This window comes from Streptomyces sp. NPDC048191, from assembly GCF_040652655.1.
GTDB lineage: Bacteria > Actinomycetota > Actinomycetes > Streptomycetales > Streptomycetaceae > Streptomyces.
Genome location: NZ_JBEZMO010000030.1, coordinates 19,544 through 45,642, shown reverse-complemented (window position 1 = coordinate 45,642; position 26,099 = coordinate 19,544). Strand labels below are relative to the sequence as shown.

Below are 26,099 nucleotides of genomic sequence, written 5' to 3'. Positions count from 1 at the left end.
CCGACGAGAACTTCGGCCTCGGCCGGGGCCTGCTGACCACCGTCCACGGCTACACCAACGACCAGTCCCTGCTCGACGGCCCCCGCAAGGACCTGCGGCGCGCCCGCTCGCCAGCCTTGAGCATGCGCGCCGGACGGGATCGCCGTCCGGGGGTCCGCTGCGCGGCATCCTGCGCGTCTCGACGGCGCGCATCGTCTCCCCACGACGTCATCGGCGACCCGGCCTCCTGCGCGTGCTCACACTTTGAGGCTGAACCACGTCGTCTTCCCCTCGTCGGTGGGACGCACGCCCCAGTCGTCGGCGAGGGCACGGACGAGCAGCAGGCCGCGCCCGGACTCGTCGTCCTCCGCCGCGAGGCGCGGCTGGGGGAGGTGGGGGCTGCGGTCGCTGATCTCCACGGTGAGATCGGTGTCCGTACGGCACACGTGCACCCCGATGGGGCCCTGGGCGTGCTGCACGGCATTGGTGAGGATCTCGGAGAGCAGCAGGAGCGCGTCGTCGGGCGTGCCGCCGCAGTTCCAGGTGCTCAGTGCCTTGGCGAGGAAGTCTCGGCCCGCCGGCACCGAGGCGGGCGTGGCGGGCAGGTCCGTGGTGGCCGTGGCCAGCGGAGCCGCGGGGAGCTGCGTCAGCAGCAGCGTCACGTCGTCGTGGCCGTCCGCGTCGGGCAGCAGCGTCGTCAGGACATGGTCGGCGGCGCTCTCCAGGTCGGGCACCGCGGTCGGGAGATCGTCCAGGGTGGCGACGAGCTGGGTGAGCTTGTCCTCGATATCGGTTCCGGGCGTTTCTATCAGACCGTCGGTGTAGAGCACGAGTGTGGCGCCCGGCTCGATGGTGCTGCAACCCTGCTCGTAGATCACCCCGCCGACGCCGAGGGGGGCGTTCACCGGTGCGGCCAGCGTCCCGGTCGGAGCGCCGGGGACGGCGACGAGAACCGGCAGGTGGCCGGCGGAACACACGGTCACCTCCCCCGTGTCGGCGGCGATGACCAGATAGCAGCAGGTGACCAGCTGGTCGGGGACGTCCAGATCGGCGACGACGGTGTCCATCGCCTGCATCAGTTGCCGCGGCTGCAGCCCCGTCTTGGCCAACGCGTGGGCCGCCGAGCGAAGTTGCCCCATGACGGCGGCGGCCTCGAGACCCCGGCCCATCACATCACCGATCAGCACACCCACCCGGCCGGCGCCCAGCGGGATCAGGTCGAACCAGTCACCGCCGACACCGGCCCCCTGGGTCGCGGGCCGGTAGCGGCTAGCGGTGGCGAGGCCGGGGATGGCCGGCGGCGTACCCATCAGACTGCGCTGCAGCGTCAGGGCGATGTGCCGCTGCTGCTCGTACAGCTCCGTCAATTCCGCCTCGGCGCGCTTGCGGTCGCTGATGTCCCGGACGATCGCGCACGCCCCCACGACCGAGCCGTCCGCCGCCCGGGTCGGCCACAGGGTGACGTCGACGTCCAGCAGCCCTCCGGAGCGGGTCAGCCGCAACGCCTCGAAGTGCTCGACCTTCTCCCCCCGGCGCAGCCGTTCCAGGAGCGCGGTGATCTCGTTCTTCCTCGCGGACGGCGCCAGCACCGACACGTGCCGTCCCAGGACCTCGTCCGCCGTGAACCCGTACAACCGCTGCGCCGCGGCGTTCCAGTACGTGATGCGGCCGTCCAGGGTCTTCGCGAGGATCGCGTCCTGGGAGGATTCGACCAGCGCGGCGAGCTCGTTGATGCGCTCTTCGGCGGCTTTGCGTTCGCTGACGTCGCGTACGGCGGCGGAGACGAGGAGGCCGTCGGTGGTTTCCAGGGGGCTGAGGCTGATTTCGACGGGGAACTCGGTGCCGTCCTTGCGTAGTCCGTAGAGGTCGAGTCCGGCGCCCATGGGGCGGACCTGCTGGTTGTGGGCGTAGCCGTTGCGGTGTGCGGTGTGGTGGGTGCGGAAGCGGTGGGGGACGAGGAGTTCGACGGGGTGGCCCAGGAGTTCTTCGCGCTGGTAGCCGAAGAGGGCTTCGGTCTGGGCGTTGACGAGTCTGATCGTTCCGGTGTCGTCGACGATGACCATGGCGTCCGGTGCCGCCTCCAGCAGTCCCCGGAACCTCTCTTCGGCGGCTTTGCGTTCGCTGACGTCGCGTACGGCGGCGGAGACGAGGAGGCCGTCGGTGGTTTCCAGGGGGCTGAGGCTGATTTCGACGGGGAACTCGGTGCCGTCCTTGCGTAGTCCGTAGAGGTCGAGTCCGGCGCCCATGGGGCGGACCTGCTGGTTGTGGGCGTAGCCGTTGCGGTGTGCGGTGTGGTGGGTGCGGAAGCGGTGGGGGACGAGGAGTTCGACGGGGTGGCCCAGGAGTTCTTCGCGCTGGTAGCCGAAGAGGGCTTCCGTCTGTGCGTTGACGAGTCTGATCGTTCCGGTGTCGTCGACGATGACCATGGCGTCCGGTGCCGCCTCCAGCAGCCCCCGGAACCTCTCCTCGGCGGCACCCGGAACGCCACCGGGAGCCGGGGCGGCGCACCGGCACGTGCCAGGTTCCACCGGGCCGACGGGATCAGGTGGTGCTGCTTCGGTCAAGTCGTTCATTCCCGTCCTCGCCCCCCAGGCTCACGTTGAGACAGGTCATCCCAACGCAAACCTGGCGGCTCTGTCATGACAAGTCATGTAGTGGCCCCCAGTGCCCGAACTTGTGCGCGGACAACGACCGCGGTGACCGTTCCTTGGCGGCGTCCGTCCGGTCACGGCGGCTTGGAGGAGAGCCCTGATGTCGGATGCCGTGCTCAACCGCCCCCCGGTTCATGCCCTGTTGGCGGACGGTGCACCCCGCCGGGACCGGGCGTGGCCGTGCGAAGCGACCTCGTTCAGGTGTCCTGCCGGATCGTGATCGCCTGCCTGTCCGGCATGCGCGAGAGCTTCGCGAGGATCCGGGGCGGAGGGGTTGGCACCGGATCGGCGCTCGACTGTGAACTGAAAGAGCAGGTCAACGGGGAGTCAGGAGGCCGTCCACCAGAGCTCGGAGCCCCTCCAGGTAGGTGTCCTCTGCCGTCAGTGGTGACCACTGGTCCGCGACCTGCGCCAAGCGGGGCAGCTCGCTCGGGTCGAGATCGGCGAAGACTCGCTCCCGGTAGGTGGGACGGTCGTCGTCTGCGCGCCGCCGGGCCGCTGACATACGGACCACGATCTCTCCGGCGGTGTAGTACCAGATCGCGCGGTAGCCGTGTACTGCCCGCTCGGGGGACAGGCCGCAGGTGACCAGGCCGTCAACGATCTGCTCCACGAACCAGAGGGCGGATGTGGCCATCAGATCGTCGGCCGTCAGCACCTCCACGATCCACGGGCAGGCTGCGAGCGCGTCGTGGATCGTGGCAGCGGCGACGACGATCCGCTCGCGAGGCTGAGCGGGAAGTTCGGGTCGGTGCAGGGTCCGCGTGGCGTAGTCGTCCAGCAACAGGACGAGCAATTCTTCCTTGTTGCGGACGTGATGGTAGAGCGCCATCGGCGTACTGCCGATCTCCGTGGCCAGCCGCCGCATGGTCAGCCGGTCCACGCCTTCCGCGTCCACGATCCGACGGGCCGTTGTGACGACCTCCGCGCGGGAGATACGGGGAGGCCGACCGAGGGTCTTGCGCGGTGCGGATGGTTGCGGCATGCCCTCATCATCCCCCAGGTGTCGACAACGGCGATCCCTGACGCTACTTTCCTTACATGTATAAAAACTCGCGAGGGCGACCCGGAGTGGTGCTGGCAGCCGTGGCCGTCGCCCAGTTCGCCGTCGCCCTGGACTTATCCGTGGTCAACGTCGCCCTGCCCGCGATCCGCACCGCGCTGAAGTTCGCACCACTCGACCTGTCGTGGGTCGTGCATGTCTACGCGCTCACGCTCGGCGGATTTCTGCTGCTGGGAGGCCGCGCATGTGACCTCTACGGCCGCCGACGGCTGTTCGTGCTCGGCTTGGTCGTTTTCGGCCTGTGCTCGCTGGCGGGCGGGCTCGCCCGGGCGCCCTGGCAACTGATCGCCGCGCGCGCCGGCCAGGGCCTGGGGGCCGCCGCGGCCACGCCGGCCACGTTGGCGATGCTCACCACCGCCTTCCCCGAAGGCCCGCAGCGCGTGCGCGCGCTCGGGGTGTGGAGCGGGGTGAACGCCGCAGGCGGAGCGCTGGGCGTGCTGGCGGGTGGGCTGCTGACCCAGTACGCGGGCTGGCGCTGGGTGATGCTGATCAATCTGCCCATCGTCGCGGTGGCTCTCGCTCTGGTCCGCGCAGGCGTGCCCGGCGAAGCACGCCCCGCCCGGCGCGAGAGGCTGGATGTGCTCGGTGCCGTCCTGGCCACCGGTGGAGTCGGGTTGCTGGTGACCGGTGTCGTGCGCACCGACGCCCAAGGATGGGACTCCCCGGCCACCTGGACGATGCTCGTCGCCGCCACCACGCTCCTGGTTGCCTTCGTCGTCACCGAGTCCAGGGCTCCCTCACCGCTGTTGCGCCTCGGCCTGCTGCGCAGCCGCTGGGTCGCCGGCGCCAACGTGCTGGTCTTCTTCTCCACCGCTGGACAGTTCGCGGCGTTCTACTTCGTCTCCCTGTACATGCAGCAGGTTCTGGGCATGAGCGCCGCAGCAACCGGTGCCGCTTTCCTGCCCTTCTCCGCAAGCCTGGTCGCGGGCGGCGTCGTCGCGACCCGCGTCACCGCGGCACGCACCCCCCGTGCGTCCCTGGTGCCCGGCGCCCTGCTGGCCGCCGCGGGCCTGGCCTGGTTCGCCTGCATCAGCCCCGACGGCGGCTTCCTCACCGACGTGCTCGGCCCCTGCGTCATCACCGGCATCGGCGTCGGACTGGTCATCGCCCCGATCGTCGCCGCCGCGACCACCGGCGTCGGCCCTCATGAGTCCGGCATGGCCTCCGGCCTCATGAACAGCTCCCGCCAACTCGGCGGCTGCATCGGTCTGGCCGCCCTGGCCACCATCGCCGCACACCGCACCGGCACGGCAACCGACCCCGCCGCGATCAACGACGGCTACTCCCTGGGCCTTGTCATCGCCGCCGCCTTTTTCGTGCTCGCGGCCATCGTGGCGATCTGCGTGCTGCCCCGCCGCCAGGCCGAGACACCTGCCCCGCAACTCGCCACCACCCCAGAGAACCGACTGGAAGGAACGCCGTCATGACGACAACACCCCTCTCACCCATCGACCTGTTCGCCTCGGCGCTGCACATCCACCCCGACGGCGACGTCCGAGCCGCCGAACGACAGATGACGGGCAGCGACTCCGGCGCCTGGCAGGTCGCGACGTTCCACGTGGAGACCGACGCCGATGTTCACGCCGACCACTGGGAGATGCACCCGCAGGCCGAGGAGGCGGTGTGCTGCCTGACCGGCGGTATCCGCCTCTACTTCCGTCCCACCAGGCCCGACGACACCGAGGACGTGGTGCAGTTGCGGCCAGGCACCGCCGTGATCGTCCCCCGTGGCCGCTGGCACCGCCTGGAACTGGACGCCCCCAGCGACCTGATGTCGATCACCCTTCGCCACGGCACCCGCCTCGAAGAACGTACCGACACTCGCTGACAGCGCGGTGGCCCGGTCGCGCCTGCCGCCGGGCCACCCTGCGGCAACTGTTTCGAGGAAAGCGGTCGCCGCAGGATGCCTGCCCGTTGATCAGTCCCCTGGAATCCGTCCACCCCGGCTGGAGCCCAGAGCCCCGGGCGTCACATACTCGGTGTGATCAGTCAGGGCGAGCGATATCGGGGAATGGTGCACGGTCGGAACAACCCTCTCCGCCCATGAGTAAAAGGGATTGGCTCCGCACAGGTGACCTTAGCCGGCGCGGTTCGTGTGGAGGGGGCTGCCGGCTGCGGTGCACGGGACGGAGCCGGGGCGCTGCCGCCTTGCGGTGCGCTTGGTCAGTTCACCCTTTCGTTCGTGGCAGGTCGCATCAGCTGCGGGTCCAGCGTTGGTTGCTGCCGTTCGAGCAGGAGTAGAGCTGGATCAGGGTGCCGTTGGCGGTGCCGCCTGCGACGGCGTCGAGGCAGAGGCCGGACTGGACGCCGACGATGGATCCGTCGGAGTTGAGGCGCCATTTCTGGTTGTCGCCGCCCCAGCAGCTGTAGATCTGGACTTTGGCGGCGTTGCCGGTGCCGGCGGCGTCCAGGCACTTGTTGCCGTAGACCCGTAGTTCGCCGGCGGCGGTGTACGTCCACTGCTGGTTGGTGCCGTTGTTGCAGTCCCACAGCTGGAGTTGGGTACCGTCGGCCGTACTGGCGCCGGGCACGTCCAGGCAGCGGCCTGAACCGACCCCCTTGACCAGTCCGGAATCCGAAGGGGGCGTGGAGGTACCGCCGTTGAGTGCGTTGAGGACGGCGGTGTAGGCGGGCTTCTTGCTGCCGTCGCCGTTGAACAGCAGCGGCGTCTGCTCCGATCGCCACGAGTCGGTGTCGCGCACACCCCAGACGGTGATGCCGAGGCAGCGCGGGACGGCCAGGCAGTCGTTGGTCACGTTGGCGTAGGTCGTGGCCGGGGCGCCCTGGATGTCGAGTTCGGTGATGGCCACGTCCACGCCGAGAGCGGCGAAGCTCTGCAGGGTGGTGCGGAAGTTGCTGTTGTAGGGGCTGCCGCTGTTGAAGTGCGACTGGAAGCCGACGCAGTCGATCGGCACGCCGCGCTGCTTGAAGTCTCGGACCATGGCGTACACGGCCTGGGTTTTGGCCGAGGTCCAGTTCTCGATGTTGTAGTCGTTGTAGCAGAGCTTCGCGGCAGGGTCCGCGGCGCGCGCGGTGCGGAAGGCGACCTCGATCCAGTCGTTGCCGGTGCGCTGCAGGTTGGAGTCGCGCCGGGCTCCCGAGCTGCCGTCGGCAAAGGCCTCGTTCACGACGTCCCACTGGGCGATCTTGCCCTTGTAGTGGCCCATCACGCCGTTGATGTGGTCGATCATCGCCTGGCGCAGCGAGCTGCCACTGAGGCTCTGCATCCAGCCGGGCTGCTGGGAGTGCCAGGCCAAGGTGTGACCGCGCACCTTCTTGCCGTTCTGCACAGCCCAGTTGTAGACGCGGTCACCGGCGCTGAAGTCGAACTGGCCCCGCTGCGGTTCGGTGGCGTCTATCTTCATCTCGTTCTCGGCCGTCACCATGTTGAACTCACGGCCCGCGATCGTCGTGTACGCCGAGTCGCCCAGCCTGCCCGAGGCGATGGCGGTGCCGAAGTAGCGGCCGCTCTGCGTCGCCGCGGCGCCGAGCGTGCTCTCGGCGGCATGTGCGGTCGGCGGCGCGACCAGTGGGGTGACCGCAGCGAGGACGCCGACGACCAGAGCCGGCAGCAGGCCGCGGATCTTCCGGTGGATAACGGTTCTGGGAAGGGCATACGAGCCCATGACTGTGCCTCCGAGGTAGAAATCACGGGTGGACTGAAGTGCAGGGATGCGTCGTCCGCTCCCAATCGGCAGACGGACGGGGCGGGCCGGAGCCCGGGCAGCACGGAATCACCGGACACCGCGGTTACGGGACCGGGACGATCCCAAACGGCATGGGCCGCACCCGGCCGGCCGTCGGGTGACGTACGGCGGGCGGCGGCGTCTCGACACAGGCATGTCTCGACACAGGCATGGGTTTACTCCATCGCGGCTCAGCCGGGGGCCCGTCACGCGGCCTCGCGTACCTCTCCAAATTGCGCGAAGAGCCAGGATGCGCTGGTGCGAACCTCACCGGATCGAAACGGGGTGGCGCAGGTGCTGTGGTGCGCGGATCTGTCGTGCGGCTGATCGTGGATCTGCCATGCAGCACGCACGGATTGCCCAGGTCGATATGGTTCGGAATCTCGAACTAGGGCCGGTTTCTCAGAGAGGGATGATTGAGGTGGTGACCATGGATCGTCAATACACCCCGCACAAAAAGATTGCGGCACCTCATGCGAAACTTTCGGAATCAGGATAGCCGGATGGCGGGCACCCCGATGCGGCCGAAACTCGGTGGCAGGGTCGATCGAGCGTCGGCACCGTCCGTACCGCTTCCGAAGTCAAGTAGCGTAATGGCCAGTCATTTGACGGTGTGATGTGCTGTGTGCGATGCGCAGGGGCTGCGAATGTTTCGGCGCTCGTAGCGATGCATGCGAGAGGTATTGACGCCGTTCACTGGCTCTCTATCATTCGGATTGCTCGACACTCCGACATCTGTTCGACATTACGAACGTCTCGGAGCGTGTATGTCATGACCTTGCCAATCGTCCCTTACCGCCCTCTTCGGCTGTGTCAACAACCGGAACCGCCTACTCAAGCTGGAGGAAGTGTCCATGCACCGAGGAAGCTTCAGCCGCAGACATCCCTCTGTGGTGCTCGCCGCCGTGGTTGCGGCCCTGGCCGCGCTGGCGGCGATGCTCGTCGCCGCCCCGGCCCAGGCGGCTTCCAGCGGCGCCCTGCGCGGTGCTGGTTCCGGCCGGTGTCTCGATGTGCCGGGCGCCGGCCAGACCGACGGCACATACCTGCAGATCTATGACTGCTGGGGCGGGACCAACCAGCAGTGGACATTGACGGACAGCAACCAGCTCACCGTGTACGGCAACAAGTGCCTGGACGTTCCGGGCCACGCCACTGCGGCCGGTACCCGGGTGCAGATCTGGACTTGTTCCGGCGGTGCCAACCAGCAGTGGCGGGTGAACCTCGACGGCACGGTCGTCGGCGTGGAGTCCGGGCTGTGCCTGGACGTCACGGGCGCCGGTACGGCCAACGGCACAGCGGTGCAGATCTGGACGTGCGACGGCGGCAGCAACCAGAAGTGGACCGGCCTGTCCGGCACCTCGACCCCGCCGGGCGGCGGCACGTGTGGTCTTCCGTCGACGTACCGGTGGACGTCGACGGGTGCGTTGGCCCAGCCGGCGAACGGGTGGGTCTCCCTGAAGGACTTCACCAACGTGGTGTACAACGGCAAGCACCTGGTCTACGCGTCGAACGTGTCGGGATCGTCGTACGGCTCGATGATGTTCCAACCCTTCACGAACTGGTCGGACATGGCCTCGGCCGGCCAGACCGGAATGAGCCAGTCCGCGGTGGCGCCCACGCTGTTCTACTTCGCGCCCAAGAAGATCTGGGTGCTGGCGTACCAGTGGGGTGCCTGGCCCTTCATCTACCGCACGTCGAGCGACCCCACCAACCCCAACGGCTGGTCCGCGCCGCAGCCGCTGTTCACCGGCAGCATCCCCGGATCCGCCCCGATCGACCAGACCCTGATCGGTGACGGCCAGAACATGTACCTGTTCTTCGCTGGTGACAACGGCAACATCTACCGGGCGAGCATGCCGATCGGGAACTTCCCGGGCAGCTTCGGCTCGTCGTACACGACGGTCATGAGCGACACGACGAAGAACCTGTTCGAGGCGCCGCAGGTCTACAAGGTCCAGGGTCAGAACCAGTACCTCATGATCGTCGAGGCGCGGGGTGCGAACGAGCAGCGCTACTTCCGCTCGTTCACCGCCACCAGCCTGAGCGGTTCGTGGACTCCGCAGGCCGCCGGCGAGAGCAACCCCTTCGCGGGCAAGGCCAACAGCGGTGCCACCTGGACCAACGACATCAGCCACGGTGACCTGGTCCGCAACAACCCCGACCAGACCATGACCATCGACCCCTGCAACCTGCAGTTCCTCTACCAGGGCAAGTCCCCCACCGCGACCGGCCCCTACGACCAACTGCCGTGGCGACCGGGTGTCCTCACCCTGCAGCGCTGAACCGGCCTGTGGCGCTGGGTGCCGCGTGTGTACTTCAGCTGGTCCGAAGGCGGGCCGGTGGGCCGTTGAAGAGCAGGAGGAACGAGTCGTCCTCCACCCGCAGCCCCCCGTAGGTCCGGTTCTGTGATGGCCTCAGACAGGGGCTGAGCATGGCGTACGTCCAAGGGGCGGCGCCTGAGTAGCGGGGTTTGCCTTCCCACGCAAGAGTGGTACCCGCGGGCAGCAGCTGTTTCAGTGCGCTCGGGCTGCTGCCCGCAAGCTCTCCGGGGCAGCCCGTGAAACAAGAACCACGATCAGAGCGGCGAGCGGCTACGAGGCACCCGCGCCAAAGGGCTCACAACCCCGTACAGCTGGTTGAACGTGTCCTGCAATACAGGGCGGTCCGGTGGTGCGGCGGTCACCAGTGTCTGTTCCAGAAGCTGACGACGGCGCTGACGTGTCGCTTCGAGCACACACTTTCCGGCGCCAGTGAGGGAGAACTCGCCGGACGGGAGGCGCCGTACCAGCGCGCACTGCTCCAAGCGGTCAAGCAACCGGGTCGCCCATGAGGCGCTGACGCACAGGTCCCGGGCAATCTGGTCAGGATCGGTTGGCTCGCTGCCCAGGGCGAGCAGGCCTCGCATCTGCTCCTCGGAAACCGTGGGGGCGACGTCCGCATGGGCCTGCTGCCACAACTTGATCATCGCTTCGGCGACGTGTTCCGCAGCAGCACTCGCTTCGGCATGTTCGGGTTCCACTGACATGGCTTCCCCTTTCCTCGATGCCGTTGAATACGCGCTTACCCGACCGAAGGAGCGTCAGCCCCGCCTATGTGTTCGAAAATGCTATGAGCTGGGGCGGGGGATGAATAATATGTAGAATTGATCGGTCATCTGGGTGATGCGACCCTTGTTTGGGGACCGGAATTTCTCTCATTCCGCGAATTGTCACCGCGGTGGCTTGCAAGGTTCGTCACGGCGTCTTCCGTGGCGTCATAGACGTCAAGAATCCTGTCGACGCCAGTGAGCTTCAGTAGCTGTCGTGGCTGCCCCTGTACCCTGGCCAACGCCAAAGAATGGGACACCGGCGAGGTCCAGCACGATGAACCGTTCGCCGAAATCGATGAGGCTCAAGAACTCGGTTCGAAACATCGGCCCATTCAGGTAATCCATGTCACCGCTGAAGGCAGCCACCAGGCAGTGGCCGACACGGGACTTCGCGACCGAAGGAACACTGGACATTCAGACGCCCTCCCCCGTCATTCCCCACGGCACGCAGTTCGCGCCCGTGAAGGTGCGCCTGTCCTAAATGTCCCCGCCCAACCGACGCAGCGCCGACGAGAGTCGTCAGACCTGCGCGATGCCGCACGGTGTGAGTTGCCAGGCCGCGGGAATTCGGAGTGCAGTGCAACACAGCCGTCACTCGACGAGGAGACCGAAACCCATGCTGGCCATCTTTTCGGCTGCCCTGTTCTTCATCGCCTTTTTGATCAACGCAGCAGACATCTCGACCAACCACACCTTCACCTCAACCAACGTCATGCTCCTTGGCCTCACGGTTCTGGCCTTGCACCTCGCAGGCTTCGGAGGCGGCTGGACCGTCCGCGGCCGCAGACGCTGAAGATCTCTCAGGGATCTCCGCCTGCCGGCACCTCCCCGACGGCCCGCCACCGACGCGCGGATACGCCTTGAGGGACACAGGATCGGGGAGGATGGGAAGACTGCCTGGGCACGGGCCGCGGCTCGGCACGTCGACCAAGACCATCCGACCCGCGCTGAGGAGGGCTGCTCATGGAACGCAGCTACGCCGCCCGCGCACGCCGTCGTGGGCGGGCCGCGAGAACATCGGCGCGGGGAACCCAGGCCACTGTCAGGGCGCCAAGAATCGGCGGGCAGGGGAGGAGAGGACTCGGAAGCATCCGGGCACGGCCCGGTGAACGGAGGGGGTCGTGGCTGCGGGCGGGCTTTGCTCTGGGACTCGGTGCGACTCTGGCCTGGCTGCTGGTGCACACCGTTTTGCAGATCGGAGAGCTGCTGTCATTGTTCCTGGCGGCCGTCTTCGTCGCGATCGGCCTGGAGCCGCTGGTCGCCCTACTGACCAGGCACCGCGTACGTCGCGGCTGGGTGGTTCTGATCGTGCTCCTCGGTTTCGTGCTGTGCCTGGCGGGGTTCGTCGCGCTGATCGCCCAGCCGGTTGCGGACGAGGTCAACTCGTTGGTCAAGACGATTCCCAAGTGGCTGACCCAGCTGCATGACCGGCACACCTTCCTCGGCCACCTGGAAGACCGCTACCACCTGATCTCGAAGGTCCGCAGCGCTCTGGCCTCGGGCGGCCCGAGTGTCCTCGGCGGGCTGCTGGGTGCGGGAAAGATGGTGCTCAGTCTGGTCACGTCGGTGGTCATCGTCGTGGTCGTGACCATCTACCTGATGGTCGCCCTGCCCGAGATCAAGCAGTTCGGATTCCGCTTCGTCGCCGCGAGCAAGCGCGCGCGGGTCGAGGCGGTGACGGACGAGATCCTGACCCGGACGGGCCGTTTCATGCTGGCCAACCTCGCTACCTCGGGCATCGCCGGGCTCGCGACCTTCGCCTGGTGCGCGGCCATCGGCGTACCGTACCCGGCCGCCCTGGGCTTCTTCGTCGCGCTGATGGATCTGATCCCGGTCGTCGGCTCAACGATTGCCGGGGTTGCCGTGAGCCTGGTCGCCCTGTCGGTCTCCCTGCCGATCGCGGGTGCCACAGCCGGCTTCTACGTCGGCTTCCGCCTCGCCGAGGACTACCTGATCATGCCTCGCGCGATGAAGTACGCCGTCGACGTGCATCCCGTGGTCACCGTCGTGGGTGTGCTCGTCGGTGGCGCCCTGCTGGGCATCATCGGCGCCTTGATCGCCGTACCAGCCGCCGTTGCCATCGGCATCCTGCTGGACGAGTACGTCTTTCCCGGCACCGACGCGAAGTGACGGCATCGACGCGGGGCTCGCGGCGGCGCGGACGCGAGTGACCGTTCGGGGATCGCCTCGGCGGTTCCGGCTCCAGGCGGCCCTCACTCACCTGGGTTGTGGTTCTGACCCGCCTCGGCGCGCCAGGCATCGAAGGCCGAGACAGTGAGGGCGCCGCACGGAGAGCAGGGCGACGCACCGGCCGAATCCGCCGGCTCAGCAGGATCAGGCCAGCAGCACCAGCGTGAAGACGGTGAAGGGTGTGGTGGGCATCCCGCCTGATCGTTCCGTCACCCGACCGGCGCAGCCAGGGCATCCGTGGTGGCTGAAGGGGTACGCGACGCACCCAACGGACATGACACGCGAAAGGGGCGTTCGAATGAACCAGTCGTGGGATCTGTTTCTTGACCGCGTGCGTGAGAGCGGCGCGTACACCACTGACAAGGAGGCCGAGAGGGTCGTCCGTGCGGTCCTGGCTGCGCTGGGTGCCCAACTTGAGGGCGAAGCCCGCACGAACTTGGCAGCGCAGCTACCGCCCAGGTGTAAGCCGCTCCTGCTCGATCCGCTGCCAGCCACCAGGCCCATGACACCGACGGAGTTCGTCGCGGCGGTGGCTCTGCTCATCGACGGTGCAGCCGAGGAAACTGCGCGCTGGGATACCAGCGCGGTCCTCAACGCCGTGGCGGACTGCGTCGACAGCAAGCTTGTACAGCAGATTCTCGCCCAACTGCCTCCCGGCTATGGACTGCTGTTCGGCCATCCGGTTCGCACCTGACGAGCCGCTCGTCGGCCGGTGCTGCGCCGGTACTCGCCGCGCCTGGACCAGCCCACCCGAAGGGCGGAGCCGGATACAGGCGCGGAAGGGTATGTCGAGGATGTGACATTGCCTGAACACATGAACGGAGGCGGTGTCGCGCCAGTGGGCGCGCGACCCTACGCCGAAGTCGAACGTGCACTTGACGACCTGGCGGTCCACGGAAGGGTGCGCTCGTCGCAGTTCTCCATCGGAGCGGCCGCGGCATACGAGTGGGCTCTCGGGCGCATCGAGAACCCTCCGGTAACCGGTCGAGGCGGCCGGGGCCCGCTTGATCTGCCCCAACTGACATCCGAGTTGGCCGCGGCTGCCGCTCTGCTCGAAATCCCCGAGGATCAGCCCGGCAGCCTCGACTTCCTGCGCGGGGTGCGGACAGCTCTGGCGTGGGTGTGCGGTGATGACCGGGCCTCTGCGACCGACAGGGCACGAGGTTGATGAGCTGCCACGATCGCCGGTCCGGAGGGTCCGTCGCCGAGGAGGCTTGGGCGGGCCTTCGACATCGACGATGTACTCCTCAAGACCTCAGGCGTCCTGTTGGCCTACCTGCTGCTGGGCCGCCGCCTCGGCCGAGCCGTTCCACCCACGGCGACGCCATTGGTGGCACCGCATCGCCCCCGCGCTCACCATGAAGGCGGGGGCGACTGTGCTCAAGGGGCGTCGCCGCATGCGAGCCCAGGGAGCATGGCCGGCACGACAGGCCACCGCACGTGCCAGGGGTTCGTGTCCCGGCCTCTCTGCCATGTCCCCGGAGGCATTCGACCAACCCGAACCGGTATCCGGCCGGCGCACACGACCCCCTGTTGGCTGCACTGCATCAGCAGTGCAGCCAACAGGGGGTCAGAGCAGCCCGGTGTCGTATCCGCACACCCAGTTGAGCGCCGCGTGGATCCCTCGCAGGTAGTCGCTGCTGCCGGGCGAGTTGCTGGGGTTCTCCAGCTGGACTGTCACTGCGTCCAGTTCGGCGGTCAGCACCGCCAGGTCCGGGGCGCAAGGAACCTCCCGGCCAGTGACTGGGGAACTCTCGGAACGTCCCAGTGCCCACTCGAATGCGGCCACTTCTCCCGCTTGAAACTGCGGCGAGCCGGCACCATGTCCGCGTGTTAGGTCATCGAGCAGGGTCTCGACGTCACCACATCGGCGTACGCCAACGGGCGGGGCTTCGCTGTCGCCGGTGTCTTCGGAAGTCATCTCGCTCCATCCGTACCGATCCGCCCGCCGAGCCTGCGGGGGAGGCCCGCTGTTCGGGACTGCGGCGTGAGGCGTCACGCAAGATCGGAAGCTCGCCATGCTAGTGAGACCTCCGGGCTGGTGTCTTACGACCACCGGCGTGCTGTCGCAGCCTTCGCGCTTCGGAAGCCGCCTTCGACTTGACCGCGGGGTGTGCGACGCCCAGAACCGCCGACAGCGGCAGTGAGAGTGTGCGTGCGAGTACCCTCAACTCGTCGTCCGTGGGATGGATGGGGCCATGGGCACCGTCTTCTGCGAATGCCTTGATCCGAGGAGTGCGAATACCGGTCTGCTCGGCGACGGCCTGTGCCGTCAAATGGCGGCGGCGCATCGTCTGCTGGATCAGTCGTGCAAGGTTGTCCATCTTCTCTTTCCCGTCCGGTCAGCCACGTGAAGGCCGGCTCGCGGAGATCGCGCGCCGCTACGTCGGCCCGTGTGACATTCCTGGTTCGCCGGGTCGTCCCAGCGAGGCGTGTTCTTTCGGCTGTAGTGACGCGCCTACCCTCGGCGCTCGCGATGACGCCGTGGTCACCCGAACGGCTGTCCCGACGGCCTACGTGGTGAAGGTGATGAGGCTGCAACGCCGTAGCACCCCATTTGGTCGCCGAAGCGGCTGAGGCCGATGCGCGACACATGAGATGGGCTGTCGGGTGGTAAACGCACTCCCACGGTATGTGGGCGCCCAGCGGGCGAGATGCGGCCAGTCCTGGTGTCCGGCCTGCAGAACCGCCGTTCCACGGCCACTCATTCTTGCGACGACAGGCCCGCGGAGCGTCGCACGACGCTCCGCGGGCCTGTCCACGATCGGTGAAACCGCAGGTCAGCCCAGCTTGCGGAAGAGTCCCTCCTGCACCACGGACACGATCAGCTGCCCCTGCAGGTTGTAGATGCGGCCCCGGGCCAGACCCCGGCCACCCACCGCGATCGGCGACTCCTGGTCGTACAGGAACCACTCGTCCGCGCGGAACGGGCGGTGGAACCACATGGCGTGGTCCAGCGAGGCCATGTCGAAGTTCCGCGGACCCCACAGGGGTTCGACCGGGATGCGGACCGCGTCCAGGAGGGTCATGTCGCTCGCGTAGGTCAGCGCGCAGGTGTGGACGAGCGGGTCGTCACCGAGCGGACCGACGGCGCGCATCCACACGGCGCTGCGCGGCTCGGCTCCCTCGCTCTCCTCGGCGGTCCAGCGCAACCGGTCGACATATCGGATGTCGAACGGCTGGCGGCGCGCCATCCGCTCCAACTGCTCCGGCAGCGCGCCCAGGTGGGCGCGCACCTCCTCGGCGACCGTCGGCAGCGATTCCGGGGCCGGAACCTCGCGGGCCGGCGGCAGTTGGTGCTCGAACGGTCCTTCCTCGGGCTTGTGGAAGGAGGCGGTCAGATTGAAGATCGTGCGGCCGTGCTGCACGGCCGTGACCCGGCGCGTGGTGAACGACCGGCCGTCGCGGACCCGCTCCACCTGGTACACGATCGGCACCCCGGGACGGCCCGGGCGCAGGAAGTACGCGTGCAGCGAGTGCACCGGGCGGTCGCCGTCCGTGGTGCGGCCGGCGGCGACCAGTGCCTGGCCCGCCACCTGGCCGCCGAAGACCCGCTGCAGGGACTCCTGCGGGCTGCGCCCACGAAAGATGTTGACCTCGATCTGCTCCAGGTCGAGCAGGTCGACCAGTCTCTCGGCCGGGTTCGTCATCGGTGGGCTTCTCCTGGGCTCACAACTCGTCGCGAACGGCTCACAACTGGCCGACATCGGTGACGCGGACGACCGCACGGCCCTCGGCGTCCGAGGCGGCGAGGTCGATCTCCGCGCTGATGCCCCAGTCGTGGTCGCCGTTCGGGTCGTCGAAGATCTGGCGGACGCGCCAGAGGCCGTTCTCCGGCTCCTCCTTGATGACCAGCAGCTTGGGACCGCGGGCGTCGGGGCCGGTGCCGAGGTCCTCGTACTCGTCCCAGTACTTGTCCATCACCTCGCCCCAGGCGTCGGCGTCCCAGCCGGACTCGGCGTCCATCTCGCCGAGCTCCTCGACCTGGTCGAGCGCGGCGAGCTCCACGCGGCGGAACATGGCGTTGCGGACCAGCACCCGGAAGGCGCGCGCGTTGGCGGTGACCGGCTTGACTTCGTCGGCCTTCTCCTGGGCCTCCTCGGCGGTCATCTCCTCCGGATTCGCGAGCTGCTCCCACTCGTCCAGCAGGCTGGAGTCGACCTGGCGCACCATCTCGCCGAGCCACTCGATCAGGTCCTGCAGGTCCTCGGACTTCAGGTCGTCCGGGATGGTGTGGTCGAGGGTCTTGTAGGCGCTGGCGAGGTAGCGCAGCACGATGCCCTCGGTGCGGGCCAGTTCGTAGAAGGACACCAACTCGGTGAAGGACAGCGCCCGTTCGTACATGTCCCGGATGACGGACTTCGGCGACAGCGGGTGGTCACCGACCCACGGGTGGCTCTTGCGGTAGGTGTTGTACGCGTGGAAGAGCAGCTCTTCCAGCGGCTTCGGGTAAGTGACGTCCTGGAGGCGCTCCATGCGCTCCTCGTACTCGACGCCGTCCGCCTTCATCGCGGCCACGGCCTCGCCGCGCGCCTTGTTCTGCTGGGCGACGAGGATCTGCCGCGGGTCGTCCAGGGTGGACTCGACGACGGACACCATGTCCAGGGCGTACGACGGCGACTCGGGGTCGAGGAGTTCGAACGCGGCGAGCGCGAACGTGGACAGCGGCTGGTTGAGCGCGAAGTCCTGCTGCAGGTCGACCGTGAGCCGGACGATACGGCCCTCCGCGTCGGGCCGGTCGAGCTTCTCCACGATGCCGCCGTCGAGCAGCGAGCGGTAGATCGCGATCGCGCGGCGGATGTGCCTGATCTGCTGTCTGCGCGGCTCGTGGTTGTCCTCCAGGAGGTGACGCATCGCCTCGAAGGCGTTGCCCGGGCGGGCGATCACCGACAGCAGCATCGTGTGCGTCACCCGGAAGCGCGAGGTCAGCGGCTCCGGCTCCGAATCGATCAACTTCTGGAAGGTGTTCTCCGTCCAGCCGACAAAGCCCTCCGGTGCCTTCTTGCGCACCACTTTGCGCCGCTTCTTCGGGTCGTCGCCCGCCTTCGCCAGCGCCTTCTCGTTCTCGATGACGTGCTCCGGCGCCTGCGCCACGACGAGCCCCGCCGTGTCGAAACCGGCCCGGCCGGCCCGGCCCGCGATCTGGTGGAACTCGCGGGCGCGCAGGGTGCGCACCCGGCTGCCGTCGTACTTGGTGAGGGCCGTGAACAGCACCGTGCGGATGGGCACGTTGACACCTACGCCCAGTGTGTCCGTGCCGCAGATGACCTTCAGAAGCCCGGCCTGGGCCAGCTTTTCCACGAGGCGGCGGTACTTGGGGAGCATGCCGGCGTGGTGCACGCCGATGCCATGGCGGACGTAACGGGAGAGGTTGCGGCCGAACTTGGTGGTGAAGCGGAAGTTGCCGATCAGTTCGGCGATCTGGTCCTTCTCCTCGCGCGAGCACATGTTGATGCTCATCAGCGCCTGCGCCCGCTCCACGGCCTGCGCCTGGGTGAAGTGCACGATGTACACCGGTGCCTGCCTGCTCTCCAGCAGGTCGGTGAGCGTCTCGGTGAGCGGGGTGAGCTCGTACTCGTAGGAGAGGGGCACCGGGCGGGTCGCCGAGCGGACCACCGAAGTGGGCCGGCCGGTGCGGCGGGTGAGGTCCTTCTCGAAGAAGGACACATCGCCCAAAGTTGCCGACATCAGGATGAACTGCGCCTGGGGGAGTTCCAGCAGGGGGATCTGCCAGGCCCAGCCGCGGTCGCCCTCGGCGTAGAAGTGGAACTCGTCCATGACGACCTGGCCGACGTCCGCGTTCTTGCCGTCGCGCAGTGCGATCGACGCCAGCACCTCGGCGGTGCAGCAGATCACGGGCGCGTCGGCGTTCACGGAGGCATCGCCGGTCAGCATGCCGACGTTCTCGGTGCCGAACAGCTTGCACAGCTCGAAGAACTTCTCCGACACCAGAGCCTTGATCGGTGCCGTGTAGAAGGTGACCTCGTCCCGGGCCAACGCGGCGAAGTGAGCGCCCGCGGCGATCATGCTCTTGCCGGAGCCGGTGGGCGTCGAGACGATCACGTTCGCCCCGGAGACCACCTCGATCAGCGCCTCCTCCTGATGCGGGTAGAGGGTGAGGCCGCGCTCCTGCGCCCACGACTCGAAGGCTTCGTACAGGGCGTCGGGGTCGGCGGTCGGCGGCAGCTGATCGATGAGGGTCACGCCCCCATCTTGCCTGGCCTTGTCCCCGAGAGGGGAATCGGCTTCGGGGGTGATGATCACGGCCGCTACGCTGTGGCGCCGACGGAACGTCAGCGCACCAGGTCAACTGGACAACGGCACACGAGGAATGGGGCGGAAAGCGGCCATGATGGGACCAGCACACTCACTGTCGGGGGCCGCGGCCTGGCTCGGGGTCGGAGCGGCCGCTGCCGCTGCCGGGCATCCGATGCCCTGGCCGGTCCTCCTCTCCGGCGCTCTGATCTGCGCCGGTGCCGCGCTCGCTCCGGACCTCGACCACAAGGCGGCCACGATCTCGCGTGCCTTCGGGCCGATCTCGCGCTGGATCTGCGAGATCGTCGACAAGCTGTCGTACGCCGTCTACAAGGCGACCAGGATGAAGGGCGACCCGCGCCGCTCCGGAGGGCACCGCACGCTGACGCACACCTGGCTGTGGGCGGTCCTGATCGGTGCCGGCTGTTCTGCGGCGGCGATCGCGGGGGGCCGCTGGGCGGTGCTGGCGATCCTGTTCGTGCACATGGTGCTGGCGATCGAGGGCCTGCTGTGGCGGGCGGCGCGGGGCTCCAGCAGCGATGTCCTGGTCTGGCTGCTGGCGGCGACCACCGCCTGGATTCTCGCGGGCGTCCTGGACAAGCCGGGCAACGGCTCCGACTGGCTGTTCACCGCACCGGGCCAGCAGTATCTGTGGCTGGGGCTGCCGATCGTGCTGGGCGCGCTGGTGCACGACATCGGGGACGCGCTGACCGTGTCCGGCTGCCCGATCCTGTGGCCGATTCCCCTGGGCCGCAAGCGCTGGTATCCGCTGGGGCCCCCGAAGGCGATGCGGTTCCGCGCCGGAAGCTGGGTGGAGCTGAAGGTGCTGATGCCGGTCTTCATGCTGCTCGGCGGAGTGGGCTGCGCGGCGGCCCTCAACGTGATCTGAACCGGCCGCCGCATCCGGGGCGTCCGGGACCTGCCCAGGGGATTCCTCGGGCTCAGGTCGCCTCGCCGGTCTCCGCCCCGCCGTACCGGCGCTCGAAACGGGCGATGCGGCCCTCCGTGTCGACGGTCCGGGCCTTGCCCGTGTAGAAGGGGTGGCTCTCCGAGGAGATCTCCACGTCGATCACCGGGTAGGTCCGGCCGTCGTCCCACTCGATGCTCTGCTCGCTCTGCGCGGTGGACCGGGTCAGGAACGCGTAGCCGGCGGCGCGGTCACGGAAGACCACGGGGTGGTAGTCGGGGTGCTTGTCCTGCGGCATGGCGCCTCCTCGCGCCGGGCGGACGGGCAGGGGCGTGCGGGTCAGCCGGACAGGGAGTCCTCGTCGACGACGTGCATCGCGGCCTCCTCGGCGGAGGCTGCGGCGCCGTCGATGCCGACGTCGGTGGCGACGAGGGCGGCCTCCTCGTCCTCGTGCGCTCCCTCGTCCGGGGCCACCAGCCGACCGGAGCGGGAATCGCCGACCTCGTTGTCCAGCAGTTCCCCGTCGGTGCTGGAGCAGTCGCCGAGGCCGTCGCCGTCGACCGTGGCCATGTCCGGCTGCTCCTCGGCAAGCCGCTGGTCGAGCGTCTCGCCCGCCTGGCGTTCGGCAGCCGTCACCCCGGTGTGCTCCACCGCCCAGGGTCGCTCCGGAGGGGACCAGCCGCGGTCGAGCGGGTCGTCGACGCCGTCAAAATCCAGTGTGTCCTCGACGTCGAGCACCCCCGAGTCCTCCCGGATCTCCGAGGGATCGGGCTGGTAGACGTCGTCCCCCCAGCCGTCGGCGCTGTCCACGAGTACCTCCAGGTCGTGAGGACGGCCGAGTGTCACCGCAGTGGGTGGCGGGCCGCCGGCACGCGCGGCACGGATGTCACACACCGGGAACCGGGTGCTTCCCCGGCCTTTTCCGTACCGGTGCCGCTCTCCAGCCTTCCACCCCTGCTCGGCACCGCGCAACGGCACGGGCGCTGGTCAGGGCCGACGCCCGCGAACCGGCCCCGGAGGGACCCCGTCGCGCGCCTGTGCGCGGTGCGCCCGCCTGCGTCCCGCGTCAGCGGATCCTCCGGCACGTAGGCCGCCGCGACCAGGCTCCCGTCGGCACCGGCGGGCCTCCCCACGCGCCCGTTCCGCCGTGTGCCGCCGTCTCCGGCGATCTCACCGCGCGCCTCCCCGCGGCTCGGACGCCTCGCGGACCGACGGACGTGGGCCTGGCACCCGGCGAATCCCGGCGGCCGGAGCCACGGGCCCCCTCCCGCGCGGCGCTCCTGGCCGGTGCCGGCGGTGCCGTTGCGGTGCCGGCGGCGGGCGCTGCCCCGCAGTACCGGTCGCCCGCGCGCCCAGCGGAACCTCACCCGTGCCAGGACCTCCACAGGGCCGCGTACGCGCCGTCCGCGGCGACCAGCTCGTCGTGGCTGCCCAGCTCGCTGATGCGGCCGTTCTCCACCACGGCGATCACGTCCGCGTCATGGGCCGTGTGCAGTCGGTGGGCGATGGCGACCACGGTGCGGCCGTCCAGGACCCGGGCCAGGGAGCGTTCCAGATGGCGGGCCGCGCGCGGGTCGAGCAGCGACGTCGCCTCGTCCAGGACCAGGGTGTGCGGATCGGCGAGCACCAGCCGGGCCAGTGCGATCTGCTGGGCCTGCGCCGGGGTGAGCGCGACACCGCCGGAGCCGACCTCGGTGTCCAGTCCGTCGTCCAGCGCCCGCGCCCAGCCGTCGGCGTCGACGGCGCCCATGGCCGCCCACAGCTCGGCGTCCGTGGCGCCCGTGCGCGCCAGCAGCAGGTTGTCGCGCAGGGAGCCCACGAAGACGTGATGCTCCTGGTTGACGAGGGCGACGTGCGAGCGGACGCGTTCGGCCGGCATCCGGGACAGCTCCGCGCCGCCCAGGGTGATCCGGCCGTCGCGGGGCGCGTAGATCCCGGCGAGCAGCCTGCCCAGGGTGGACTTGCCCGCGCCCGAGGGGCCGACCAGGGCCAGCCGGGTGCCCGGGGCGACGTCCAGGGACACCTTGCGCAGCACGTCGACGCCCTCGCGGTAGCCGAAGTGCACACGGTCGGCGTGCACGTCCCGCCCGTCCGGTGCCAGCATGGCGTCCCCGGCGTCCGGCTCGATGTCGCGCACTCCGACCAGACGGGCCAGCGACACCTGGGCCACCTGCACCTCGTCGTACCAGCGCAGGATCAGGTTCACCGGGTCGACGAGCATCTGCGCGACGAGGGCGCCCGTGGTGAGCTGACCCACCCCGATCCAGCCCTTCAGGACGAACACGCCGCCGACCATGAGGACCGAGCCGAGCACGATGAGATGGACGGCGTTGATGACCGGGAAGAGCACGGACCGCAGCCAGAGCGTGTACCTCTCCCACGCCGTCCACTCCTTGATCCGTCGCTCCGACAGCGTGACGCGGCGGGTGCCGAGCCGGTGCGCCTCGACGGTGTGGCCCGCGTCCACCGTCTCGGCGAGGGCGGCGGCGACGGCCGCGTACCCGGCGGCCTCGGAGCGGTAGCCGGAAGGCGCCCGTTTGAAGTACCAGCGACACCCGGCCACCAGGACCGGGACCGCGAGCAGTACGGCTGCCGCCAGCGGCGGAGCCGTCACGACGAGCCCGCCGAGCAGCAGCAGGGCCCATACGACACCGATGGCCAGCTGTGGCACGGCCTCACGCATCGCGTTGGCCAAGCGGTCGATGTCGGTGGTGATGCGGGAGAGCAGGTCGCCGGTTCCGGCCCGTTCCAGCACGCCCGGCGGCAGCCCGACCGACCGCACGAGGAAGTCCTCGCGCAGGTCGGCCAGCATGCGCTCGCCGAGCATCGCCCCCCGCAGCCGCACCTGCCGGACGAACACGGCCTGCACGGCCAGCGCCAGCACGAACAACCCGGCGGACAGGCCCAGATGAAGCTCCCGCGACCGGTCGGACACCCGCTCGACCAGACCGCCGAGCAGGTACGGACCCACCATGGAGGCGATCACGGCCACCGTGTTGACACCGATGAGCAGCAGGAAGGCCCGACGGTGCCGGCGGAACAGCTCCGCCACGTAGGCACGCACGGTCGTGGCCGCACCGACGGGCAGGGTGGTGGCGGTCGTCGGGGCCGCCGGGTCGTAGGCCGGCGGCGCAACGCCGATCATGCGCTCTCCTCGATTTCTTCCCGTTCCTGGCGCGCGCCCACCAGCGCGCCCTCGTCGGCCGCGGCCAGTTCGTCGTCCGTCTCCCGGGTGACCACGGCCCGGTACCGCGGCTCGCTGTCGATCAGTTCTCGGTGCACCCCGACCGCCACGACCTCGCCCTGATGGATCAGGGCGACCCGGTCCGCGCGGTCGAGCAGCAGCGGCGAGGAAGTGAACACCACGGTCGTGCGTCCCGAGCGCAGCCGGCGCAGTCCGTCCGCGATCCGTGCCTCGGTGTGCGAGTCGACCGCGGAGGTCGGCTCGTCCAGCACCAGCACCTCGGGGTCGGTGATCAGCGAGCGGGCCAGCGCGAGCCGCTGGCGCTGGCCACCGGACAGGGACCGCCCGCGCTCGGTGATGCGGGCGTCCATCGGGTCGGCCGTGTCCAGCGATCCCTGGACGAGCGCGTCCAGCACGTCGTCGCACTGCGCCGCGGTCAGCGCCTCCGCGGGCCGTACGGTCCCCGAGGCGGGCACGTCGAGCAGCTCGCGCAGGGTGCCGGACAGCAGCACGGGGTCCTTGTCCTGGACGAGGACCGCGGTGCGGGCGCTCTCCAGGGGGAGTTCGTCCAGGGCGACCCCGCCGAGCAGCACCGAGCGGCCCGGCTCGGTCGGATGGCCGCCCAGCCGCTCCGCGAGCCTGCCGGCCGCGTCCGGGTCGCCGCAGACCACCGCGGTGAGACGGCCGGCGGGAGCCAGCAGACCGGTTCCGGGGTCGTACAGATCGCCGCTCGGCACCTCCGCCGCGCGGGTGCCCCCGGTGGCCGTGGACCGCTCCAGCGACAGCACGCGGGCCGCCCGTTTGGCCGACGGGCGTGAGAAGGAGTACGCCATGGCGATCTCCTCGAAGTGCCGCAGCGGGTAGTTGAGAACCATGATCGCGCTGTAGACGGTGACGAGTTCGCCGACGGTGATCCGGCCCTGGCGGGCCAGGTGGATGCCGTGCCAGACGACGGCGATGAGCAGCAGTCCGGGTAGCAGCACCTGGATGGCGGAGATGAGCGACCACATCCGGGCACTGCGCACCGCGGCTCGCCGTACCTCCTGTGAGGCGCGGCGGTAGCGGTCGAGGAACAGCTCCTCGCCGCCGATGCCGCGCAGCACACGCAGCCCGGCGACGGTGTCCGAGGCCAGCTCGGTGGCCCGGCCCGCCTTCTCGCGCTGCACGTCGGCGCGGCGCGTCGCCCGGGGCAGCAGCGGCAGCACCGCGAGGGCCACGACGGGCAGACCGACGGCGACGACCACGCCCAGGGCGGGCTGGTAGACCAGGAGGCTGACACAGACCACGACGACCGTCAGCGCGGCCGCGGTGAACCGGGAGACCGCCTCGACGAACCAGCCGATCTTCTCGACGTCGCCGGTGGACACCGCTACCACCTCGCCCGCGGCGACCCGCCGGGTGAGGGCGGAGCCCAGGTGGGCGGCCTTGCGTGCCAGCAGTTGCTGGACGCGGGCGGCGGCCGTGATCCAGTTGGTGACCGCGGTCCGGTGCAGGAAGGTGTCGCCGAGGGCGATGCCCGTGCCGCACAGCAGCATCAGACCACCCGTCAGGGCGAGCCGGGTGCCGGAGCGGTCGACGACTGCCTGGACGGCGAGGCCGACGCAGAAGGGCAGGACGGAGACGGAGACGAAGTGAAGCAGGCCCCAGGCGAGGGACTTCAGCTGTCCACCCAGCTGATTCCGCCAGAGCCACCACAGGAATCGGGGGCCCGAACGCGCGTCCGGAACCCCCGGATCGGAGTACGGAAGGTCTTGAATTTGCATGACGTCCCAGTGGCTCGTGTCAGGGAGGGAAGGGAAGGGGGGAGGGGGATGGCAGGAAAGCGGTAACAAGCCGTGAAAGGTTCGCGTCGCCGAGTGGTGAATTTCAAACGGTTTTCCCGGCGGAGCGGCGAGATCCACCGGCTTCCGGCCAGGGGCACGGGGCCGGCGCCGGCCGGGACGCCCCGGCGGGCTCGCACCGGTCAGGCGGACGGACCCGGTCGGGCGGTGCATGCCCGTGTCACCCGAATGTCCTGAAGAGCGCACAATCAACCGGTATCTGATGCCACGATGGTCACGTGCGGATCCACAGGGCGCGGCGAATGACGGTCGCGGTGACGGCTTTTGGAACTCTCCTGGCGGCTCTGTCGGCGTGCGGCGCCGACGCGTCCGAGCCGGCTCGCGCCGGCGGTGTGGCGGGACCCCGTGGCCAGGCGGCTCGCAGTCCAACGGCGTCGACCGCCCCCACGACCGGCCCGGCCCGAATCCCTGGCGTCGGTGACCGGCTGTTAGGGCGGATCCCCCCTGACTCCGGCCAGATCGTCGTGGTGTACGGCGAAGGTGTGGACTCGCCCGAGTCCACAGCCGTGCTGTACACGCGGGAGGGCCCGCGGTGGCGGCGGGTGGCCGGCTGGCAGGCGCACAACGGCCGCAGGGGCTGGACCACGGACCACCGCGAGGGTGACGAGCGCAGTCCCGTCGGCGTGTTCGGCCTCTCCGACGCGGGCGGAGTCCTCGACGACCCCGGCACCAGGCTGCCGTACGACCGGGACGAGTACGCCTACGCGCCACTGAACACCTGGGACGAGGCGCACCAGCACGACTTCGACTACGTCATCGCCATCGACTACAACCGGCGCCCGGGCACCCCGCCGGACGATGCTGCGCGCCCCGAGGGTGACTACAAGGGTGGCGGCATCTGGCTGCACCTGGACCACCGCGACGGCACGTCCGGGTGCATCAGTGTTTCCAAGGACGCCATGGAGTTCCTGCTGCGGACACTCGACCCGGCCCGGCATCCCGTGATGGTGATAGGGGACCGGGCGGAACTGCGCGCCTGAAGCGTCGACGCGCGCCGCCGTCACGGGCGACGCGGCCACGCGAAGCCCTGCTGCGGCATCGGCGTGCGTGAAGCGCCCCGGTGCGGACGCGCGCGAAGTGCCCCTACCGCACCGGCGCGTTCGAAGTGCCCCGGTGCGGACGCGTCCGACGCGCGCTCCCCGATGCCGGCGCGCCCCCGCACGTTCGCGTCAGCCGTGGGCCCTCGGCACCGGCGCGGCCGAACCGCACCTCGGCGCGCACGCGGCGCGCGGCCCGGATCGCGCCGTTCTCCCGA

General features: G+C 69.3%; 21 protein-coding genes and 2 pseudogenes. 11 read left to right on the top strand and 12 right to left on the bottom strand.

The window, feature by feature from the left end:
• Window positions 1–2: 2 nt before the first annotated feature.
• A pseudogene (locus AB0D93_RS33515) lies at window positions 3–110 on the top strand (type I glyceraldehyde-3-phosphate dehydrogenase); the annotation flags it as partial.
• A 126-nt stretch (window positions 111–236) separates the two neighbouring features.
• On the opposite strand, the gene AB0D93_RS33510 reads toward AB0D93_RS33515, so the two are convergent.
• Together AB0D93_RS33510 and AB0D93_RS33505 are read right to left on the bottom strand one after the other, a co-directional pair.
• A complete protein-coding gene (locus tag AB0D93_RS33510; protein ID WP_362127710.1) occupies window positions 237–2,507 on the bottom strand; it encodes a PAS domain S-box protein in 2,271 nt (756 codons plus the stop codon).
• 439 nt (window positions 2,508–2,946) lie between these two features.
• Complete coding sequence (locus AB0D93_RS33505; protein ID WP_362127706.1) at window positions 2,947–3,615, bottom strand: TetR/AcrR family transcriptional regulator; 669 nt, start codon at window positions 3,613–3,615, stop codon at window positions 2,947–2,949.
• Window positions 3,616–3,671: 56 nt separating this feature from the next.
• On the opposite strand from AB0D93_RS33505, the gene AB0D93_RS33500 reads away from it, so the two are divergent.
• Together AB0D93_RS33500 and AB0D93_RS33495 are read left to right on the top strand one after the other, a co-directional pair.
• Window positions 3,672–5,120 (top strand): MFS transporter, encoded by a 1,449-nt coding sequence (locus AB0D93_RS33500; RefSeq protein ID WP_362127703.1) that lies wholly within the window; start codon window positions 3,672–3,674, stop codon window positions 5,118–5,120.
• Window positions 5,117–5,521, top strand: coding sequence for a cupin (locus tag AB0D93_RS33495; protein WP_362127700.1), 405 nt, complete (start codon window positions 5,117–5,119; stop codon window positions 5,519–5,521). The genes AB0D93_RS33500 and AB0D93_RS33495 overlap by 4 nt, the downstream gene beginning before the upstream one ends.
• Before the next feature lie 367 nt (window positions 5,522–5,888).
• Here the strand turns inward: AB0D93_RS33495 and AB0D93_RS33490 are convergent, their stop codons facing one another.
• The gene (locus tag AB0D93_RS33490; protein ID WP_362127697.1) at window positions 5,889–7,319 is read right to left on the bottom strand and encodes an endo-1,4-beta-xylanase; all 1,431 of its coding nucleotides are present in this window, start codon (window positions 7,317–7,319) and stop codon (window positions 5,889–5,891) included.
• Window positions 7,320–8,233: 914 nt separating this feature from the next.
• Here AB0D93_RS33490 and AB0D93_RS33485 point away from each other — a divergent pair.
• On the top strand, window positions 8,234–9,661 hold the full coding sequence (locus AB0D93_RS33485) for a non-reducing end alpha-L-arabinofuranosidase family hydrolase (protein WP_362127695.1): 1,428 nt from the start codon (window positions 8,234–8,236) through the stop codon (window positions 9,659–9,661).
• A gap of 293 nt (window positions 9,662–9,954) precedes the next feature.
• Here the strand turns inward: AB0D93_RS33485 and AB0D93_RS33480 are convergent, their stop codons facing one another.
• Together AB0D93_RS33480 and AB0D93_RS33475 are read right to left on the bottom strand one after the other, a co-directional pair.
• Window positions 9,955–10,404 (bottom strand): hypothetical protein, encoded by a 450-nt coding sequence (locus AB0D93_RS33480; protein WP_362127692.1) that lies wholly within the window; start codon window positions 10,402–10,404, stop codon window positions 9,955–9,957.
• A gap of 237 nt (window positions 10,405–10,641) precedes the next feature.
• Window positions 10,642–10,881, bottom strand: coding sequence for an STAS domain-containing protein (locus AB0D93_RS33475; protein WP_362127691.1), 240 nt, complete (start codon window positions 10,879–10,881; stop codon window positions 10,642–10,644).
• Between the two features lie 202 nt (window positions 10,882–11,083).
• On the opposite strand from AB0D93_RS33475, the gene AB0D93_RS33470 reads away from it, so the two are divergent.
• The 4 genes and pseudogenes from AB0D93_RS33470 to AB0D93_RS33455 all read left to right on the top strand — a co-directional run.
• Entirely contained in the window at window positions 11,084–11,260 is a 177-nt protein-coding gene (locus AB0D93_RS33470; protein ID WP_351219353.1) for a hypothetical protein, read from the top strand.
• A 170-nt stretch (window positions 11,261–11,430) separates the two neighbouring features.
• Window positions 11,431–12,597, top strand: a complete 1,167-nt coding sequence (locus tag AB0D93_RS33465; protein ID WP_362127687.1) for an AI-2E family transporter — start codon at window positions 11,431–11,433, stop codon at window positions 12,595–12,597.
• Between the two features lie 223 nt (window positions 12,598–12,820).
• Window positions 12,821–13,351: a DUF2267 domain-containing protein gene (locus AB0D93_RS33460; RefSeq protein WP_362127684.1), complete on the top strand. Its 531-nt coding sequence runs from the start codon at window positions 12,821–12,823 to the stop codon at window positions 13,349–13,351.
• Window positions 13,352–13,873: 522 nt separating this feature from the next.
• Window positions 13,874–14,291 (top strand): annotated as a pseudogene (locus AB0D93_RS33455) (VanZ family protein); the annotation flags it as partial.
• On the opposite strand, the gene AB0D93_RS33450 reads toward AB0D93_RS33455, so the two are convergent.
• Window positions 14,228–14,362 carry a hypothetical protein gene (locus AB0D93_RS33450; RefSeq protein ID WP_362127682.1) on the bottom strand — a complete coding sequence of 45 codons (135 nt, stop codon included), beginning with the start codon at window positions 14,360–14,362 and terminating at the stop codon, window positions 14,228–14,230. The pseudogene AB0D93_RS33455 and the gene AB0D93_RS33450 overlap by 64 nt on opposite strands.
• Window positions 14,363–14,855: 493 nt before the next feature.
• Here AB0D93_RS33450 and AB0D93_RS33445 point away from each other — a divergent pair, with 493 nt between their 5' ends.
• Window positions 14,856–15,011 (top strand): hypothetical protein, encoded by a 156-nt coding sequence (locus AB0D93_RS33445; RefSeq protein WP_362127679.1) that lies wholly within the window; start codon window positions 14,856–14,858, stop codon window positions 15,009–15,011.
• A 426-nt stretch (window positions 15,012–15,437) separates the two neighbouring features.
• Here the strand turns inward: AB0D93_RS33445 and AB0D93_RS33440 are convergent, their stop codons facing one another.
• Together AB0D93_RS33440 and AB0D93_RS33435 are read right to left on the bottom strand one after the other, a co-directional pair.
• Window positions 15,438–16,307 carry an acyl-CoA thioesterase II gene (locus AB0D93_RS33440; protein ID WP_362127676.1) on the bottom strand — a complete coding sequence of 290 codons (870 nt, stop codon included), beginning with the start codon at window positions 16,305–16,307 and terminating at the stop codon, window positions 15,438–15,440.
• Between the two features lie 40 nt (window positions 16,308–16,347).
• Window positions 16,348–18,861 (bottom strand): DUF3516 domain-containing protein, encoded by a 2,514-nt coding sequence (locus tag AB0D93_RS33435; RefSeq protein ID WP_362127673.1) that lies wholly within the window; start codon window positions 18,859–18,861, stop codon window positions 16,348–16,350.
• A 145-nt stretch (window positions 18,862–19,006) separates the two neighbouring features.
• Here AB0D93_RS33435 and AB0D93_RS33430 point away from each other — a divergent pair, with 145 nt between their 5' ends.
• Complete coding sequence (locus AB0D93_RS33430) at window positions 19,007–19,801, top strand: metal-dependent hydrolase (RefSeq protein ID WP_362127670.1); 795 nt, start codon at window positions 19,007–19,009, stop codon at window positions 19,799–19,801.
• A gap of 52 nt (window positions 19,802–19,853) precedes the next feature.
• Here the strand turns inward: AB0D93_RS33430 and AB0D93_RS33425 are convergent, their stop codons facing one another.
• The 4 genes from AB0D93_RS33425 to AB0D93_RS33410 all read right to left on the bottom strand — a co-directional run bounded on the left by AB0D93_RS33425 (window position 19,854) and on the right by AB0D93_RS33410 (window position 24,766).
• The gene (locus AB0D93_RS33425; protein WP_362127667.1) at window positions 19,854–20,117 is read right to left on the bottom strand and encodes a type B 50S ribosomal protein L31; all 264 of its coding nucleotides are present in this window, start codon (window positions 20,115–20,117) and stop codon (window positions 19,854–19,856) included.
• Between the two features lie 41 nt (window positions 20,118–20,158).
• Window positions 20,159–20,629 (bottom strand): DUF5709 domain-containing protein, encoded by a 471-nt coding sequence (locus AB0D93_RS33420; RefSeq protein WP_362127664.1) that lies wholly within the window; start codon window positions 20,627–20,629, stop codon window positions 20,159–20,161.
• Window positions 20,630–21,182: 553 nt separating this feature from the next.
• A complete protein-coding gene (locus tag AB0D93_RS33415; protein WP_362127661.1) occupies window positions 21,183–22,964 on the bottom strand; it encodes an ABC transporter ATP-binding protein in 1,782 nt (593 codons plus the stop codon).
• A complete protein-coding gene (locus tag AB0D93_RS33410; RefSeq protein ID WP_362127658.1) occupies window positions 22,961–24,766 on the bottom strand; it encodes an ABC transporter ATP-binding protein in 1,806 nt (601 codons plus the stop codon). The genes AB0D93_RS33415 and AB0D93_RS33410 overlap by 4 nt, the downstream gene beginning before the upstream one ends.
• A 320-nt stretch (window positions 24,767–25,086) precedes the next feature.
• Here AB0D93_RS33410 and AB0D93_RS33405 point away from each other — a divergent pair, with 320 nt between their 5' ends.
• Window positions 25,087–25,824 carry a L,D-transpeptidase family protein gene (locus AB0D93_RS33405; protein WP_362127654.1) on the top strand — a complete coding sequence of 246 codons (738 nt, stop codon included), beginning with the start codon at window positions 25,087–25,089 and terminating at the stop codon, window positions 25,822–25,824.
• Window positions 25,825–26,099 lie beyond the last annotated feature (275 nt).

Excerpts from the sequence above, each read along its gene's own strand:
- AB0D93_RS33505 (WP_362127706.1), bottom strand. The coding sequence starts at position 3,615 with ATGCCGCAACCATCCGCACCGCGCAAGACCCTCGGTCGGCCTCCCCGT.
- AB0D93_RS33500 (WP_362127703.1), top strand. The coding sequence starts at position 3,672 with ATGTATAAAAACTCGCGAGGGCGACCCGGAGTGGTGCTGGCAGCCGTG.
- AB0D93_RS33495 (WP_362127700.1), top strand. The coding sequence starts at position 5,117 with ATGACGACAACACCCCTCTCACCCATCGACCTGTTCGCCTCGGCGCTG.
- AB0D93_RS33490 (WP_362127697.1), bottom strand. The coding sequence starts at position 7,319 with ATGGGCTCGTATGCCCTTCCCAGAACCGTTATCCACCGGAAGATCCGC.
- AB0D93_RS33485 (WP_362127695.1), top strand. The coding sequence starts at position 8,234 with ATGCACCGAGGAAGCTTCAGCCGCAGACATCCCTCTGTGGTGCTCGCC.
- AB0D93_RS33480 (WP_362127692.1), bottom strand. The coding sequence starts at position 10,404 with ATGTCAGTGGAACCCGAACATGCCGAAGCGAGTGCTGCTGCGGAACAC.
- AB0D93_RS33475 (WP_362127691.1), bottom strand. The coding sequence starts at position 10,881 with ATGTCCAGTGTTCCTTCGGTCGCGAAGTCCCGTGTCGGCCACTGCCTG.
- AB0D93_RS33470 (WP_351219353.1), top strand. The coding sequence starts at position 11,084 with ATGCTGGCCATCTTTTCGGCTGCCCTGTTCTTCATCGCCTTTTTGATC.
- AB0D93_RS33465 (WP_362127687.1), top strand. The coding sequence starts at position 11,431 with ATGGAACGCAGCTACGCCGCCCGCGCACGCCGTCGTGGGCGGGCCGCG.
- AB0D93_RS33445 (WP_362127679.1), top strand. The coding sequence starts at position 14,856 with ATGGGCACCGTCTTCTGCGAATGCCTTGATCCGAGGAGTGCGAATACC.
- AB0D93_RS33440 (WP_362127676.1), bottom strand. The coding sequence starts at position 16,307 with ATGACGAACCCGGCCGAGAGACTGGTCGACCTGCTCGACCTGGAGCAG.
- AB0D93_RS33430 (WP_362127670.1), top strand. The coding sequence starts at position 19,007 with ATGATGGGACCAGCACACTCACTGTCGGGGGCCGCGGCCTGGCTCGGG.
- AB0D93_RS33425 (WP_362127667.1), bottom strand. The coding sequence starts at position 20,117 with ATGCCGCAGGACAAGCACCCCGACTACCACCCCGTGGTCTTCCGTGAC.
- AB0D93_RS33415 (WP_362127661.1), bottom strand. The coding sequence starts at position 22,964 with ATGATCGGCGTTGCGCCGCCGGCCTACGACCCGGCGGCCCCGACGACC.
- AB0D93_RS33410 (WP_362127658.1), bottom strand. The coding sequence starts at position 24,766 with ATGCAAATTCAAGACCTTCCGTACTCCGATCCGGGGGTTCCGGACGCG.
- AB0D93_RS33405 (WP_362127654.1), top strand. The coding sequence starts at position 25,087 with ATGACGGTCGCGGTGACGGCTTTTGGAACTCTCCTGGCGGCTCTGTCG.